Origin of the sequence: Capnocytophaga sp. oral taxon 878, from assembly GCF_002999135.1 — a bacterium.
Lineage (GTDB): Bacteria > Bacteroidota > Bacteroidia > Flavobacteriales > Flavobacteriaceae > Capnocytophaga.
The window spans coordinates 1,027,109-1,042,891 of record NZ_CP027229.1 but is presented as its reverse complement, the minus strand read 5'-3'; the positions used below and the strand labels follow the sequence as shown (position 1 = coordinate 1,042,891).

11 protein-coding genes are annotated in these 15,783 nt (G+C 37.9%); 6 read left to right on the top strand and 5 right to left on the bottom strand.

Features of this window, described 5'->3' with window-relative positions; genetic code table 11:
• Positions 1-29: 29 nt before the first annotated feature.
• Both C4H12_RS04710 and C4H12_RS04705 read right to left on the bottom strand, forming a co-directional pair.
• On the bottom strand, positions 30-1,352 hold the full coding sequence (locus C4H12_RS04710; protein ID WP_106097906.1) for a TolC family protein: 1,323 nt from the start codon (positions 1,350-1,352) through the stop codon (positions 30-32).
• On the bottom strand, positions 1,349-1,780 hold the full coding sequence (locus tag C4H12_RS04705; protein WP_106097905.1) for a lipocalin family protein: 432 nt from the start codon (positions 1,778-1,780) through the stop codon (positions 1,349-1,351). Before C4H12_RS04705 ends, C4H12_RS04710 begins: the two co-directional genes overlap by 4 nt.
• A 505-nt stretch (positions 1,781-2,285) precedes the next feature.
• On the opposite strand from C4H12_RS04705, the gene purE reads away from it, so the two are divergent.
• The 6 genes from purE to C4H12_RS04675 all read left to right on the top strand — a co-directional run bounded on the left by purE (position 2,286) and on the right by C4H12_RS04675 (position 12,213).
• Complete coding sequence (gene purE, locus C4H12_RS04700) at positions 2,286-2,774, top strand: 5-(carboxyamino)imidazole ribonucleotide mutase (protein WP_106097904.1); 489 nt, start codon at positions 2,286-2,288, stop codon at positions 2,772-2,774.
• Positions 2,767-4,317 (top strand): glutamine-hydrolyzing GMP synthase, encoded by a 1,551-nt coding sequence (gene guaA / locus C4H12_RS04695; RefSeq protein ID WP_106097903.1) that lies wholly within the window; start codon positions 2,767-2,769, stop codon positions 4,315-4,317. Before purE ends, guaA begins: the two co-directional genes overlap by 8 nt.
• A gap of 53 nt (positions 4,318-4,370) precedes the next feature.
• Entirely contained in the window at positions 4,371-6,302 is a 1,932-nt protein-coding gene (locus C4H12_RS04690) for a LysM peptidoglycan-binding domain-containing protein (protein WP_106097902.1), read from the top strand.
• Between the two features lie 191 nt (positions 6,303-6,493).
• The gene (locus C4H12_RS04685; RefSeq protein ID WP_106097901.1) at positions 6,494-6,943 is read left to right on the top strand and encodes a hypothetical protein; all 450 of its coding nucleotides are present in this window, start codon (positions 6,494-6,496) and stop codon (positions 6,941-6,943) included.
• 229 nt (positions 6,944-7,172) lie between these two features.
• Entirely contained in the window at positions 7,173-9,896 is a 2,724-nt protein-coding gene (locus C4H12_RS04680) for a hypothetical protein (protein ID WP_106097900.1), read from the top strand.
• 253 nt (positions 9,897-10,149) lie between these two features.
• A complete protein-coding gene (locus tag C4H12_RS04675) occupies positions 10,150-12,213 on the top strand; it encodes a M13 family metallopeptidase (RefSeq protein WP_106097899.1) in 2,064 nt (687 codons plus the stop codon).
• On the opposite strand, the gene C4H12_RS04670 is transcribed toward C4H12_RS04675, so the two are convergent.
• Genes C4H12_RS04670 through prmA form a run of 3 tightly spaced genes read right to left on the bottom strand, consistent with a single transcriptional unit; the run spans position 12,177 to position 15,205 of the window.
• The gene (locus C4H12_RS04670; protein ID WP_106097898.1) at positions 12,177-13,676 is read right to left on the bottom strand and encodes an NAD(P)/FAD-dependent oxidoreductase; all 1,500 of its coding nucleotides are present in this window, start codon (positions 13,674-13,676) and stop codon (positions 12,177-12,179) included. The genes C4H12_RS04675 and C4H12_RS04670 overlap by 37 nt on opposite strands.
• A 3-nt stretch (positions 13,677-13,679) precedes the next feature.
• On the bottom strand, positions 13,680-14,369 hold the full coding sequence (locus C4H12_RS04665; RefSeq protein ID WP_106099429.1) for an SMUG2 DNA glycosylase family protein: 690 nt from the start codon (positions 14,367-14,369) through the stop codon (positions 13,680-13,682).
• Positions 14,369-15,205, bottom strand: coding sequence for a 50S ribosomal protein L11 methyltransferase (gene prmA, locus C4H12_RS04660; protein WP_106097897.1), 837 nt, complete (start codon positions 15,203-15,205; stop codon positions 14,369-14,371). The genes C4H12_RS04665 and prmA overlap by 1 nt, the downstream gene beginning before the upstream one ends.
• Positions 15,206-15,783: the final 578 nt, after the last annotated feature.

Below are 15,783 nucleotides of genomic sequence, written 5' to 3'. Positions count from 1 at the left end.
ATTAGCAAAATTGTTGGTTAGTACTGGGCTTATCTAACTCCGAAATAGTATTCCAATACTTTGATTTTAAAAATGTAATTGTATTTGGCTTTTACATAGTCGTTTTGGGCGTTTTCATACTGGTATTTGGCTTGGCTAAAATCAAAGGTATTCATAAGGCCTACATTATGGCGCTCTTGGGCGTAGGAGAAGGCTTGTTGCTTGGCTTGGGCTGTTTTTTCGGTAGCCTCATAGAGTTTTTTGGCGTTGGCGGCATCGTTATAGGCCTGATAAATATTTTTTTGAGTGGTAAGTTCGGTTTGTTCTTTAGCAAATTCGGCTTTCATCACGTTTAGGCGTTGGGTTTTTACCTCATTGGAGATAGCAAAGCCGTTAAAGATAGGGATGTTAAGAGAAAAACCAGCATTCATACCCTTATTGTCGTTGATTTGTTGCCAAAAATCGGTTGTGGATTGTAAGAAATTGTTGTTGTTATTTTTGCTCCACCGTGAGTTGTAGCCCCATTGGAAAGATAGGCGAGGTGAATAGGATGATTGTGCTATTTTTAATGCGTTTTTAGCTAAAAGCACTGTATTTTCGGCTATTTTCACGTCGCTCATTGTTTCTTTGGCGCGCTGATAGATGGTTTCGGGGGTTTCGGTGAGTATTTTGTCTGAAGGTTGTTCAAATTGAGCATCGTCAATATCAAAATCTTCGTAGTTTTTTAGCAAAAGTATTTGGGCTAATCCCATTCGTGCTATAAAAAGGGCGCTTTCGGTAGCGATAATTTGCTGTTCTTGGGTGAGCAGTTGTGATTCGGCTTCATAAATATCGCCTTTGGGGAGTGAGCCGCTGGCAATAAGCTCGCGGGTGCGTTCTAAATTTTCTTTTGATATTTGTAGTTGGGTTTTTAGGTTTTTTATTTGCTCTTTATTGCTCAGTACATCGCCGTAGGCTTTGATAATCATCAAGATGATGTCGTCTTTCATCTTATCGAGCTTGTAGTGAGAAGCGATGACGTTGAGTTCGGCTTGTTTTAGTTTGCGCCAGTTTTGTAGTCCTTCAAAGAGAGAGACGCTGGCACCTATGCCTCCTGAGGCAGATTGGAAGATGGTGTTTTCATACTGGTTGGTTACGGGGTTGATGTTTTTACCTGTGTTGAAATTATAGGCTACGTTACCATTAACAGAGGGCAAAAAGTTCATTTTAGCCTTTATTTTGTTGATATTGGCAGCTTGTAGGTCGATTTCAGACTCTTTGATAGACAGGTTGTTGGCCTTAGCGTACTGGATACAGTCGTTAAGAGTCCATAATTTTTGCCCGATAGCAGTAAGAGGGGCGAGGCATAGTAAAAGGAATAGTTTTTTCATCATTTTATATATTCGATAGGTTTAGCTTTTTTGCAGACAATTACAGCTGTATGCTCATTATTATCATCATCTTTTCCTATGAACAATAGGGTGAGAATGTTATCTTCGATTACGAAAGTGTTGTTCAAGTCGCTTTCTTCTTTGCGGATAATGTGGTTGTCTTTTACGGTGTAAAAATCTTTATTGGTGTTGAGTATCACGCAGTTACCATTGTACATTTTGTAGTAATTTTCAATGATTTCATTTTCGGTAAAGATGAAAGTACTTTGCTTATCACAATCGGATAGTTCAATTTCTAAACTGTCCAATCGTTGAGAAATTATTGTCCACGTTCCGATAAGATCGGTATGGCGAGTACTTTTGGTTTTTTCTTGCGAAAAAATGTTTATAGTATTGAAAAACAGCAGTATATACAATATGAGTTTGCGCATAGTGTATTGTATTAGTTGAATTGTGAATGCAAAGGTACAAAATAATTATAAAAAAACAAGTTTTTTTAGCTAAGATCTAAGAGAAAAAAGTTGAAAGAGGAATGAGAAAAATGTAATGTTTGGGGGATTTTGTTGCGAATTTGGCAAAAAGAAATTAGGGGGAGAAAGAGACTGATAGCCAGTAAACTAACGCTTATCCTTCGTTTATAGTTCGTTTATCCTTCGTTCATCCTAGGCTATATCTCTATGGTAGTTGGTGTAAGGCTGGAAGCTGATAAGTGCTGATTATCAGGTAAAAGATAAGGGATAAGGAGTGAGATGATGGAGGTGAGAGATTTTGAAAGATTCGTAATAAAAATGGAAAAATGATGCGGATTATGTATTTTATGTGTGAGGAAGGAGGGTAGGGGAGTGGGAGTGAGGTGATAGTTAATTTTAGGCTGTTCATTGTTAATTGAAAAAACTTTTGTACCTTTGCCGCATAATTTATTATTCTGAGAAGAAGATGAAAGTAGCCGTTGTGATGGGTAGCAAGAGTGACTTACCTGTGATGCAAGAAGCGATAGATTTCCTCAAAGCGCTTGATATTGAGGTTTTTGTAGATATAGTATCGGCACACCGTACGCCTGAAAAGCTGATGGATTTTGGGCAGAATGCCCATAAGCGAGGGATAGCAGTTATAGTAGCAGGAGCTGGTGGGGCAGCCCATCTGCCAGGGATGCTTGCGGCTATGACGCCTCTGCCAGTGATAGGGGTGCCTGTAAAGAGTCGCAACTCGATAGATGGGTGGGACTCTATACTCTCAATTTTGCAGATGCCAAGTGGGGTACCGGTGGCTACTGTAGCCCTAAATGGGGGTAAGAATGCGGGTATTTTGGCGGCGCAGATTTTGGGTAGCTATGATGCTTCGGTTCAGCAAAAAATTATTGATTATAAAGAGAATTTAAAACAAGCGGTGCTTACAGCTGCCGCAACCCTAAATACCAATGAATAACAACCCTAACGAAGGCTCACGCCTATTGATATTAGATTTTGGGTCGCAGTACACCCAACTTATAGCACGCCGAGTGCGAGAACTGAATGTATATTGCGAAATACACCCCTATAACCACTTGCCAGCAGACCTTGAGAGCTTTCAGGCAGTAATTTTGTCGGGCTCACCTTATTCGGTACGTAGTGAAGAGGCTTTGCATCCTGATTTATCGGCTATTAAAGGCAAGAAGCCGCTTTTGGCAGTGTGCTATGGAGCGCAGTATTTGGCGCATTTTGGAGGTGGTGAAGTAGCGCCTTCTAACATACGAGAGTACGGGCGGGCACATTTATCATACATCAACCCAGAAAATGACCCCTTATTTGAAGGGATAGAAGAGGGAAGCCAAGTGTGGATGAGCCATAGTGATACTATAAAACAATTGCCTACAGGAGGAGTTTGCTTGGCAAGTACCCACGATGTAGCTAATGCAGCTTATAGGATAGCGGGAGAAGAAACGTATGCTATTCAGTTTCACCCAGAAGTATATCACTCTACCGATGGTACGAAACTTTTGGCAAACTTTTTGTTTAAGATAGCACGTATCAGTGCCAATTGGACGCCTGATAACTTTGTAGAACAAACGATAGTACAGCTACGTGAGCAGGTAGGCAAAGAAAAGGTGATATTAGGCTTATCGGGAGGGGTAGACTCGACGGTGGCAGCCGTATTACTGCACAGAGCTATAGGCAAGCAACTGCACTGCATATTTGTAAATAACGGTTTACTACGCAAAAACGAGTTTGTGAGTGTGTTACAGCAGTATGAAGGTATGGGACTGAATGTGAAGGGTGTGGATGCATCGGAACGCTTTCTGACAGCCTTGGCAGGAAAAACAGACCCTGAGGATAAACGCAAGACTATAGGACGTGTGTTTGTAGAAGTATTTGACGATGAATCACACAAGGTAACCGATGCTAAGTGGTTGGCACAAGGGACTATTTATCCTGATGTGATAGAATCATTATCGGTAAAAGGGCCTTCGGCAACCATTAAATCACATCATAATGTGGGAGGACTGCCCGATTATATGAAACTGAAAGTTGTAGAGCCTTTGCGAATGCTGTTTAAAGACGAGGTGCGTAGGGTAGGAAAAAGCCTTGGTATTAGTGATGAACTATTAGGAAGGCACCCATTCCCAGGTCCGGGTTTGGCTATCCGTATTTTGGGTGATGTGACAGCAGAGAAAGTAGCGGTATTACAAGAGGTAGATGCTATCTTCATCAATGCATTGAAAGAACATAACCTATACAATAAAGTATGGCAAGCAGGAGCTATTTTGTTGCCTATTAATAGTGTAGGAGTAATGGGAGATGAGCGTACTTATGAACGAGTAGTAGCCTTGCGCGCTGTAGAAAGTGTAGATGGTATGACTGCTGACTGGGTGGATTTGCCTTATAAATTTCTGCAAAAAGTATCAAATGATATAATCAATAAAGTGAAAGGGGTGAACCGCGTGGTGTATGACATCAGTAGTAAACCGCCAGCCACTATTGAATGGGAATAAAACACAACTAACAAATAACGATAAATAATTAACATAATTCATCATTAGCTTATATGAAACGTTTTTTAACACTAACCTTCCTGCTATCACTAACCATTGCTGCTGCACAACAAAAACATACAGCGAGCAATTATGAAAGTATTGAGAGTATTGCTAAAACTTATAGGTTTTCGCCAGCTGATATTATAAAAGTGAACCCAGGATTAAAAGAAGGGATACAGAAAGGAGTAACCATTAATATTCCGGTGAGCAAGGTGAAACACTACAGCACACAACGTCCTGTAGGATTTACCTCACATGTGGTACAGCCTAAGGAAACCTTTTTTGGGTTGGCACAAAAGTATAGCATATCAATAGATGACTTGAAGCGTTATAACTTAGAACTTTATACCAGAGAGCTGCAAGAGAATGAGCGGGTTACAATTCCGTTATTCAATAAAACGCCTGATATGGTACAAAAAGGCATTCAAGGACAAAAACGCTATGTGGTAAAACCCCAAGAAACCCTTTGGAAAATAGCTAAGAACCACAATGTAAGTGTAGAAGAGTTGGAGCGTATGAATAAAAAAGAAAAAGGCTTTAACCCTAATAACTTGAAAGAGGGTCAGGAGATATGGATACCAGCTAATGCTGTGGATACTACTGAACCACAAGTACAAGAGCCTGAACGCCCTAATACTAATAAAGATTTGGTGCTTTATTTTGTAGAAAAAGGAGAAGGATTTTATAGTTTGGAGCGCAAGTTTGGCTTATCGGAAGCTGAAATAGTAAAGCTAAACCCAGCAATGAAAGATGGCTTAAAAACAGATGCCCAAATATGGATACCTAAGGAGAATTATGATAGATATAGAAATTCGGCTTTTGCTAATGTAAGTCATAGCTTTGAGAACTCGAATAATTCATTACGCACAGCTTCATCACCTACTAATGTGAGGGAAATATCGTATATTTTACCTTTTAAAGTAGCTGATATTACAGGGAATGATAAAATGGCAGCCCTTCGTACCCGACTTACTGATAATAAAATAACCCCTGTGGCTACTGATTTTTATTCAGGAGCGTTGATAGCTTTAGATTCACTACAAAAAATGGGGTATAAGTTTAAAGTAAATGTATTTGATAGTGAAGGAGACTTGAAGAAGATAGCTGCAAACCCAGCAGTACAGAGCTCACAAGTAGTAATAGGACCTTTTGCTAATAAGGCTTTTAATACTTTAGCCCCAATGCTAAACAGCAATACAGCTATTTTGGCACCACTATCTAACAAAAACATATCACTGAACCCTAATGTGTACCAAACACTTCCTACAGATGAGGTACAACAAGCACAGATGATAGCTTATCTTACTCGTAACTATGGTGATGCTAATGTACTTATTTTGGCAGATAGCAAAAATGCTTCATTGAGAGAGCGTTTAGAACGAGTGCTTCCTAATGCAAAAGTAGTAACAGAAATGTCGGCTACAGGCTTTTCTAATGCTTTGACTTATGGTAAGGAAAATGTGGTGATATTGCAATCAAATGATATTAGTTATGTATCATTGGCAGTACGCTTATTGCATAATGCACTGAAAGTGAAGAAGAATAACACAACTCCTAAAATTACACTTACTACTGTAGAGAGAGGTACGGTTTTTGATTCAAATAGCTTGTCTAACAACCAGCTTTCAGATTTGCGTTTTACTTATCCTACCATAAACAAATACTCTAACGGTAATGATACTTTTTCAAGCAGATATTTGAAAACATACGGTATTTTGCCTAATAAGTACGCTATTCGTGGTTTTGACCTTACAATGGATACTATATTACGCTTAGGAGTAGCTGGTAATTTGGATAGTGCTAATAGTAAAATAGGTGAGACCTCTTTTTTAGAAAATAAGTTTGCTTACTTAAAGAATTCATATAAGGGTGGTGGCTATGAAAACCAAGGGGTGTATATAGTGCAATACGACAATATGGAGATTAAAACACTTGATAATTAGTAATTACTCTGTTAAAGATAAAAGAGTTTTGGTTTTATAGTTGATAGTGTTTTAGGAATATTTGCAATGTAAACTAACTATTGAAGAGCTATAAAGTATTTTGAGAGATTTTTTGAGGGTTAGTGTATATAAACTTATCCTAATAGAAGAAGTCTTGATAGAAAAAGGGCTGTTATAAAAATAATTAGATAGTGAATAAAGAAGAATTAAAAGAGAAACAGAAATATTTAGACCTTATCAGTCATTACCAATTTGAAAAAACAGATGAGGATGAAGAGTTTTTGTATTACTTAGAAGAACTGCTTCCTGAGGAAGTAGATACTGATTATTTAGAGCCTTTATTCAGTTTGTTGGGCAACAATCCTGATATTAATTTTGGCAGTCCGGGTAATATAGTACACTATTTAGAGAAATTTGAAGAGGATATTTATATTCCTTTATTGTATAAGACCTTAGATGAACACCCTACACAGCACCTTGTATGGATGCTAAATCGTTATTTAAATGCTGTAGAAGGTGAAAAATGGGAGGAGGGTATTATTTGCTTGAGAAAACTATCAGCAAGATCTGAGGTAAATAGTCCGCTGAAAGAGGTTGTGGATCACTTTTTGGCATATCAGACAGAGGAGCAGTTAAATTAAGAGTATTTATTTGGGAGTGTTATTATAGACTGATATGTTATTTCACTAACTATCTTTTGTTCATCTGCTAAGCTCTTTTGAAGATATGTAAAAGAGATGTGAAAATTGTTCAGACAATGAAAAAAAAGTCTGTGTATCTTATATAGTATTTCTTGTTGATTTGGTTAGATAAAAGTTATATTTTAGGTGACTGAATCAACAATTAAAAAAAAATATTTTCCTGATAACTATGAAAAATAATCTTTTAATATTATTCTTATTAATAGCTACTACTGCTGCGGCTCAAGAAATGTTGCCTCTTTCACTACGCCAGAAAGAGGAATTAAAGAGCAATTCATGGGTGAGAGAAACGCCTTTTGAGCAAGTAATAGTAAAAGAGGTAGGGAACCGCATTAGTGCTTTTAGCGTGAACCCTAAGAATAGCAATGAGTTTATGGTAGCCCCTCAAAATGGAGGCTTGTGGCTAACTCAAAATGGAGGAGAGACTTATGAACAGCTATGTGTTATCTTGCCTACCCAAAGTATAACGGCTTTGGCAGCTGATTGGCAATCAGGCACAATAGCTGTTGGGACTTCTTATGGTGTATTTATATCTAATGACAAGGGTAAGACAACTGAGTTTAGAGGTCTAACAAATATGCAAGGTATTAATAGTTTGTATATCAACCCTTCCAACCCGCAGGAACTTGTAGCAGGGGTATTAGGTAACCCGTATAAAGCAGATGAAAAACGTGGTGTTTTTAGAACATCAGATGGGGGAAAGAGTTGGCAACAAAAACAGTTTATAAGTACCCGTACTGGTATTGCACAACTTGTAGCCTCACCTGATCATAGTGTACTTTTGGCAGTAGCTTGGGAAGTGAATAGCACATTGTGGAATAGTGAACCTTATGGCAGTAATAGCGCTATTTATAAAAGTACAGATAAGGGTAATACTTGGACAAAAATTAGTACTAATGGCTTCTTACGAGGAAATATAGGACGTATAGGTATTACTGTTTTTGATGCTAAAACTTATTATGCAGTAGTGGATAACCGCAATACTAAAAGGAAAGAGACTAGTAATAGTCCGCTAAAAACCTCTCGTATTCATCTTTCAGCTCAAGATTTTGATAATATGAGCAAAAGTGATTTTTTAGCATTGGACAACAATCGGCTTGATATATTTTTGCATAATATAGGACAAGATGAGAAATATACAGCTCAAAACCTCAAAGATATGATAGTGGCAGAGGTAACTTCGCCGGCGAAATTACTTAGCTATTTAGGAGCAAGTACCCAAGAGGTAGTAGGAGCTGAGGTATATTTAACTACCGATGGTGGTAATACTTGGCAGAAAACGAATGCACAGCCTCTAAATGATGTGTATTACCAGAATGGCGAGCGTTTTGGAGGAATTAGTGTAGACCCTACAAATAAAAGTCACTTATTTGTGGCAGGTTATCCTTTGTTGGAATCACAAGATGGAGGTAAAACTTGGCATAGCAAGCAACCAGTCTCGTTACAAAGTGGCTATGAACAGCTTTATCAGCAACAAAGAACACTTTTTTGTACTACTTTAAATGGGCTGCAACTCTCTTATGATAATGGTAGGAGTTTTGCTCTTAAAAATGTGCCTCAAGCAATGGCCTTTAGTCAACTAGCATACGATAGCTCTCATAAAATTCCTTATTATGTGAGTGAGCAAGCAGTGTTAGCACAGAGAAATAGTCATTGGAATACTTTTAAAAAGTCAATACACTCTCTTTCATTTGGTAACGACAGCTACGCAGCTACTTCTTATGGTAGTTTCTTTACTTTTTTACCTGATAGAGACCAACTTTTTCCTTTAGGGAGTGTATATTATAGTGAGAACAAAGCTCCTTTACGTTTTGGTGAGAAGGCTCCTCTGCTTATTTCTCCTCAAAACAAAGATATTATCTATATAGGTAGTAATAAGCTACATATCTCTATGGATAAAGGACGCAATTGGCGTACTATTTCTGATGATGTAACCAATGGAAATAAACAAGGTAATAAGGCCTATGGTACCATTTCCGCTATAGCTGAGTCGCCATTTATGTTTGGCTTGCTCTATACAGGTAGTGATGATGGTATGGTATATACTACCGATAACGGAGGTGTATCATGGAAGCAAATATACAACGCCTTCCCTAGGGCTCTTAAGGTCAATAATTTAATCGCTTCCAAACACAAACGCAACCGCGTATTTACAACCCTTGTTAATACTGATAATACTACTAATGAACCGTTTGCTTTTGTAAGTAATGATAATGGTAAAAGCTGGACAGATATACGCTCTAACCTGCCTGATACCAATGTAAATGTACTCCGTGAAGATCCTAAAAACGACCAATTATTGTATATAGGTACAGATAGTGGGCTCTATATTTCTTTTAACTTAGGAGAGAGTTGGCAACCTTTTAGTAAAGGATTACCTGAAACAAGTATAGCAGATATTACAATTGATGAAGCAACAGGAGATATGACCATAGCTACCTCGGGTAGAGGTATCTATCGCACTTCAGTAAAGATGATGCAAGAGTTGCGCGCCGCTATTACTACACAGGCTTTTTATCCACTTGAAACGCCTATTACGATGCCTTATTCATCACAATGGGGTAATGCCGCCAATGAATGGGAAGCTCCTTTAAAACCTAATGTATATTTTTATGCTTTCGCTTCCGAAGAAGGTACCGAAATTCCAGTAAAAATAATGAAAGGCAAAGTAACCTTACAAAGTTTTACCTACAAAACTAATAAAGGTTTTAATTACATTCCTTATGATTTAACTGTATCAGCCGAAGGTAAAGTAGCCTATGAAAAGAGTCTGCAAAAGATATTCTTACCCACAGCTACTGATGGTAATATCTATCTCCCTAAAGGCAAATATATCGTAATATTCACAATGCCCGATGGCTTTGAAGAAGAAAGAACTCTTGATATTTATTAAAAATAGAAATTACAAAACTAAAAACTTTGCTAAACCTTTTTCAGGTTTAGCAAAGTTTTTTTATGCTCAAATTCAATGATAAGAAGGCTACACATTGAACGAACGAATAACGAAGGATAAACGAACTATAAACGAAGGATAGTTGGTAATCAGTATGACAGCAAAAACACATCCTCTAAAAAAATAATTATTCATTGCTAATTAAAAAATGTTTTGTACTTTTGTCCCATCAATCAAAAAAATAAGCAAAACAATGAGAAAAACAGTAAAAAACACACTGCTATTTTCCTCCGTACTGCTAATGGTATCCTGCGGTGGAAATAACAAAAAACCAGAAAATACAATGACAGAAAATGCCAATGCCGACAAAGGGATCGTACTTGCCGATATGGATACAACCGTACGCCCACAAGATGATTTCTATAACTACGTAAATGGTTCTTGGGTTAAAACAGCCAAAATCCCAGCCGATAAACCTACTTGGGGGTCTTTCCATATCCTACGTGAGCAAACCGACGAAAACTGCTTACTCATCTTGGATAACCTCCTCAAAGAAAGCTTCGCACAAGGTAGTGAAGGACAAAAAATAAAAGACCTCTACGAATCTTTTATCGATTGGAAAAAACGCGATGCCGAAGGTCTTAAACCTATTGAAAACTACCTTACCAAAATAGAAGCCATCAAAAACCTCACCGATCTTCAAAAATACTTGGAAGAAGCCACCACTCAAGGTGAAAACCCTATCTGCGGATGGGGCGTATATGCCGATATGAAAGATTCTAATATGAACACCGTTTACCTCGGTAACTTCAGTATCGGTATGGGGCGCGATTACTACCAAAAAGATAGCAAAGAAAATACCGAAGCATTGAACAAATACCAACAGTACGTAGCAGCTATCTTCAAAATACTTAAAGATGAAAAAGCTGAAGAAAAAGCTCAGCAAATAGTTGATTTTGAGCGAAAAGTAGCTAAATTAATGCTCACCAATGAAGAAGATCGCGACCCTAATCTTAGCTATAACCCTCAAACAATGACCGAGCTTAGCAAGTTAGTGAAAAACCTAAACTTGCCACAGTTCCTTAAAAATGTAGGTGTTAATACCGATAAAGTAGTCATTTCCGAAATCCGCTTATATAAGCAATATGACCAGCTCATTACCGAAAAAACCTTGCCTCTTATCAAAGATTACCTACGTTACCAGTTAGTAGCCGATAACGCTAGCAATCTTACTAAAGAATTAGACGAACTATCTTTTAACTTCTATAGCAAAGAGTTGCAAGGACAACAAGAGCAACGCCCAATGAACAAACGCGCCCTAAGCGTTATTAATGGTATTTTAGGCGAAGCATTCGGTAAGTTATATGTAGAAAAATACTTTCCAGCCAAAGCTAAGGAAGAAATGGTCACTTTAGTAGATTATCTCAAAAAAAGCTTCGCACAACACATCAAAGAAGTAGCTTGGATGTCCGATGTTACTAAAGAAAAAGCCCTAGCCAAACTCAACAAATTTACCGTAAAAGTAGGCTACCCCGATAAATGGGAAGACTATTCTAAACTTACTATCGAACCAGCAGCCCAATCTGTATACTTTGCCAACTTGCAACGTGTAAGCCAGTGGGCTTATCAAAAAAGTTTAGAAAAAGTAGGCAAACCTGTTGATAAAACCAAATGGGGTATGTCACCTCAAACAGTGAATGCATATTACAATCCACTATACAATGAAATCGTATTCCCTGCAGCTATTTTGCAGCCTCCTTTCTTTAACTTCGAAGCCGACCCAGCAGTGAACTTTGGGGGTATTGGAGCTGTAATAGGACACGAAATGACTCACGGATTTGATGATAGCGGAGCTGAGTTTGACGGCGATGGAAACTTGCAAAATTGGTGGACTCCAGCCGATAAAGAGAACTTCCAAAAAGCTACAAAAGCCCTTGCCGAACAATATGATAAGTATGAGCCTGTAAAAGGTATCTTCGTAAATGGAACTTTTACCAGTGGCGAAAACATAGCCGACCTTGGTGGTGTGAACATCGCTTTCGATGCTTTACAAATGTACCTTAAGGACAAAGGTAATGTAGATAAGATAAGCGGCTTTACTCAAGACCAACGTTTCTTTATCTCTTGGGGTACTGTATGGCGCACACTTTCCAGAGAGCAATATCTCACCAATCAAGTAAAAACAGACCCTCACAGCCCAGGATATTTCCGTTCATTTGGGCCACTTGTCAATGTTGATGCTTGGTACAAAGCCTTTGATGTAAAAGAAGGTGATAAACTTTATAAAAAACCTGAAGATCGCATTAAGATTTGGTAAGTAAGCACTGCACTAATGGTAACTCCTACTAGTCCGTGCATACCAACACTTTGCCCAGTAACATATAAATTCTTAATGTGAGTTTGTGGCATAAAAACGCTTTCCATTATATGGTTAGCGTTTTTTTTGTAGCCATACAACGCCCCCGTAGGGCTACCTATATAATCCCGATAGGTAAGCGGGGTTGAAGTGTAGTAATCAGTAATACAGCTTTTCAAGGAAGGGAACTGCTGGGCTACAACATCCAGCAAATCCATAGCGCGCTGCCTTTTGAAGAGTTCATAATGCGAGCCCCTGCCATTACCTTCTGTATTGGTAGTAAAACTATCTTGCCAGCGATGTAGTTCATCAACATTCATATAGGTAAGCAGCGTAATGTTATCAGTATAAACTCCTCCATCTTTAGGCGGATTCATAGATAACATATATGATAATGGAAAATCATTAGTAGGGTACCATCCCGATTGATATACACTTTGGTTATCCTTAAACCAATATATATTATAAGGCAGATAAGCAAATTTGTTAGGTTTTAGTATTAGGTGTAATGAAAAGGGAGCTACTGTAGGTTGTAGTTTCTGCACGCGTTTATAAAAAGAAGGCTTAAAAGGTGCTTTTCCTGTAATGTTTAGCAGTTGTTTTATATCTATAGCCGAAATGATTTGTTTTGCCTTAAAAACGCCTCCTTGTTTGCTAATTACAGTGTTTATTGTATTTCCATCAGTGTATTCAAAAGCAGCTACTTCTGTTTGGTTGAAGAGGTCTGCACCGTATTGGCGGAGTTTTTCAATGAGCAAGTCAGTAATTTGGCTACCCCCTTGTGTAAGTCGCCACGCACTTTCTATATACGAATTAACAGTGAGGGCATGTACGTATAAAGGTGTCTGTTCGTCAGTACCTCCATATAGGAAGTTAGAGCCTAATAGCACTGCTTTGAGTCGTTCATTATTGGTAATACTGTTAAGGAAGTCTAATAGTTTTAAGGAGAGTGTATGTACATCGTAATTGGCTACAGCTTGTTTATGACGGTAAAGTGGAAACTTATCACAAATAGATTGCATTGTGTGTGCATATTCTTCTAAGGCTTTCTTTTCATTAGGGAAATAGGTGAGGAGTTGTTGTACAAAGTTCTCATACCCCTGAGCGTGAGGATACATTACATTAGGAGTATCGCCAAAACAAATACGGTCATAACCATTTATATCAAGACGTTCTACCGAAAGACAATCAGCAATACCTACATCTTTAAAATACTCATATAGTACCTCTCCTTCTGCTAGGCTTCCTATGTAATGCACTCCTGTATCAAACAGCGTATTTTTACGTATAAAAGTCTGCAAATTACCTCCGTATTGTTGGTTTTTCTCCAATACACATACGCTCTTTCCTGCTTTTGCCAATAGCAAAGCCGAAAAGAGCCCCGAGAGTCCGCTACCTATTACAAGAACGTCGTATTCCTTCATTGTTTATATTCCAAAACTCATCAAAAACTTATCAATATACAGTTCCTTCTCTTTTGATTTGTATTGCTGTATAAAGCGAGGATGTTCTAACACTACCATTTCACCAAATAAACCAGCTTCTTTATTTAATTTCTGCAAAAAAGTAGCATTCTTTTTACCTAATACAAATACCTTTTGGCTATCTACTCCTAAGGCAATATGCTTCTTTAAGGTCTCTATCATATAGTCTTTTACACACCTAAAGAGTGCCTCATCATCGTAATAATTAGCATTAACCCATTTGCCATCTTTGCTTTTGCGTACTATAGCCAAAGGAAAAGGAGAGTTGATATAAAAATCACTGTAGAATTTACCTACCCCACCATATTGCTGTATCATATCATACATAAATACTGATGATACCTCGTGCGTATATGCCGACTTCATTCCAATACCACACTCACTTTCCAATCGCTTAGTATCAGTAAAAGGAACCCCTGTAACCCCAGCACCATGTCTGCTAGGGTTGATGCCTATAATAAATTTCCGCTCGCAATTATCGTTGTAGAATTTGTGATAAAAAGCCTTCATCACCTCCATTGTTTCAGGATTATCCATATAAGGATTAAGCACATCAAAATCTTTAGGCAAGGATTTGTTGTACTCTAAATCGGTATTAAATTGGATAATTCTATCAGCAAAAGTATTATTCATTAGGCTTGTTTCACGAATTTTACTGCCACCCATTTATTGCGTTCCAAGTTTTCTATATATTGCAACCCGTATGCTTCTGCTTTTTCACGAATAAGAGGTATGTCTTCCTTGTAAAAACCACTCAATAGCAGCTTACCTCCTGCTTTAAGGGCAGGCACATACTGAGGTATATCGTTCAGCAAAATATTACGATTGATATTAGCAATAATAACATCAAACTCTTTTTCATTAGCCAATGAATCTGCATTGCCTAATTGTACCCTAATGTGTTCACAGCCATTGCGTTGTACGTTTTCAGTTGAGTTTTCTACACACCATTCATCCACATCAATAGCAAGCACTTCCTTAGCCCCACGTTTGGCTGCCATAATAGCAAGCACACTTGTACCACAACCCATATCAAGTACTTTCTTGCCTTTAAGTTCTTCTTTTAACAGAAATTGCAACATCATATAAGTCGTTTCGTGATGCCCAGTCCCGAAACTCATTTTAGGGTCTATAACTATTTCGTAAGGCGTATGTGCCTCAGGGTGGAAGGTAGCCCGCACGGTACATTCATTTTCTATTGTAATAGGCTCAAAATGTTTTTCCCATTCCTCATTCCAATTCACCTGTTCAATCGTTTGGTGCGTATAAGTAATCACGAACTCATCGCTCTTAAGTATCTGTATGTCAGAGAGTATATTAGCATTCCAAAGGGGTTCTTGTATGTAGGCTTGTAGTCCGTTGTCTGTATCTACAAAGCTCTCAAAACCTACTTCAGCAAGTTCTGCTACCAATATTTCAGAAGCTACGCCCATAGGCGCAATCGTAAAAGTATATTCTATATAATTCATAAAAAACAGTTTATTCGAGCGCAAAAGTACAAATAATTTGTCAAGTTAGCAAATCAACAAAATACTAACACACCATTCGATTTTTACCCCCAAACACTACATATCTTCTTATCAAACTATCATAATCAACACACCAAAACCAAATACTATTCCACCTACTCACTAAAAAATAAAAAAATATCATCTTTTTCTCATTTTTATTGCTAATATTTCAAAAATACCCAACCCCCAACCTTCCCTCCCTCTAAAAATATAATACCTTAATAATCATTCTATTACAGTTTCACCCTTACCCCAAGAAGCTTATAGCTATCCCTTAGGATGAACGAACCTATAACGAAGGATAAACGAACTATAAACGAAGGATAAACATTACTTTTCTGATAATCAGCCTCTTCCTTCCTCAACCTTCTTTTTGCGAAATTCGCAACAAAATCTCCCAAACACTACATTTTCTTCAAAACTCCTATATCCCCCAAAAATCCCCCAAACCCATTTCCTCTCCAATCTCCAACAACAAACACTAATTCCTAAAACTTGATATTTGATAATAAATTCGTACATTTGCGCCCTAAATA

Coding starts and splice junctions, on each gene's coding strand:
- guaA (WP_106097903.1), top strand. CDS start 2,767: ATGAATAACAACCCTAACGAAGGCTCACGCCTATTGATATTAGATTTT.
- C4H12_RS04675 (WP_106097899.1), top strand. CDS start 10,150: ATGAGAAAAACAGTAAAAAACACACTGCTATTTTCCTCCGTACTGCTA.
- purE (WP_106097904.1), top strand. CDS start 2,286: ATGAAAGTAGCCGTTGTGATGGGTAGCAAGAGTGACTTACCTGTGATG.
- C4H12_RS04690 (WP_106097902.1), top strand. CDS start 4,371: ATGAAACGTTTTTTAACACTAACCTTCCTGCTATCACTAACCATTGCT.
- C4H12_RS04665 (WP_106099429.1), bottom strand. CDS start 14,369: ATGAATAATACTTTTGCTGATAGAATTATCCAATTTAATACCGATTTA.
- C4H12_RS04710 (WP_106097906.1), bottom strand. CDS start 1,352: ATGATGAAAAAACTATTCCTTTTACTATGCCTCGCCCCTCTTACTGCT.
- C4H12_RS04670 (WP_106097898.1), bottom strand. CDS start 13,676: ATGAAGGAATACGACGTTCTTGTAATAGGTAGCGGACTCTCGGGGCTC.
- C4H12_RS04705 (WP_106097905.1), bottom strand. CDS start 1,780: ATGCGCAAACTCATATTGTATATACTGCTGTTTTTCAATACTATAAAC.
- C4H12_RS04680 (WP_106097900.1), top strand. CDS start 7,173: ATGAAAAATAATCTTTTAATATTATTCTTATTAATAGCTACTACTGCT.
- prmA (WP_106097897.1), bottom strand. CDS start 15,205: ATGAATTATATAGAATATACTTTTACGATTGCGCCTATGGGCGTAGCT.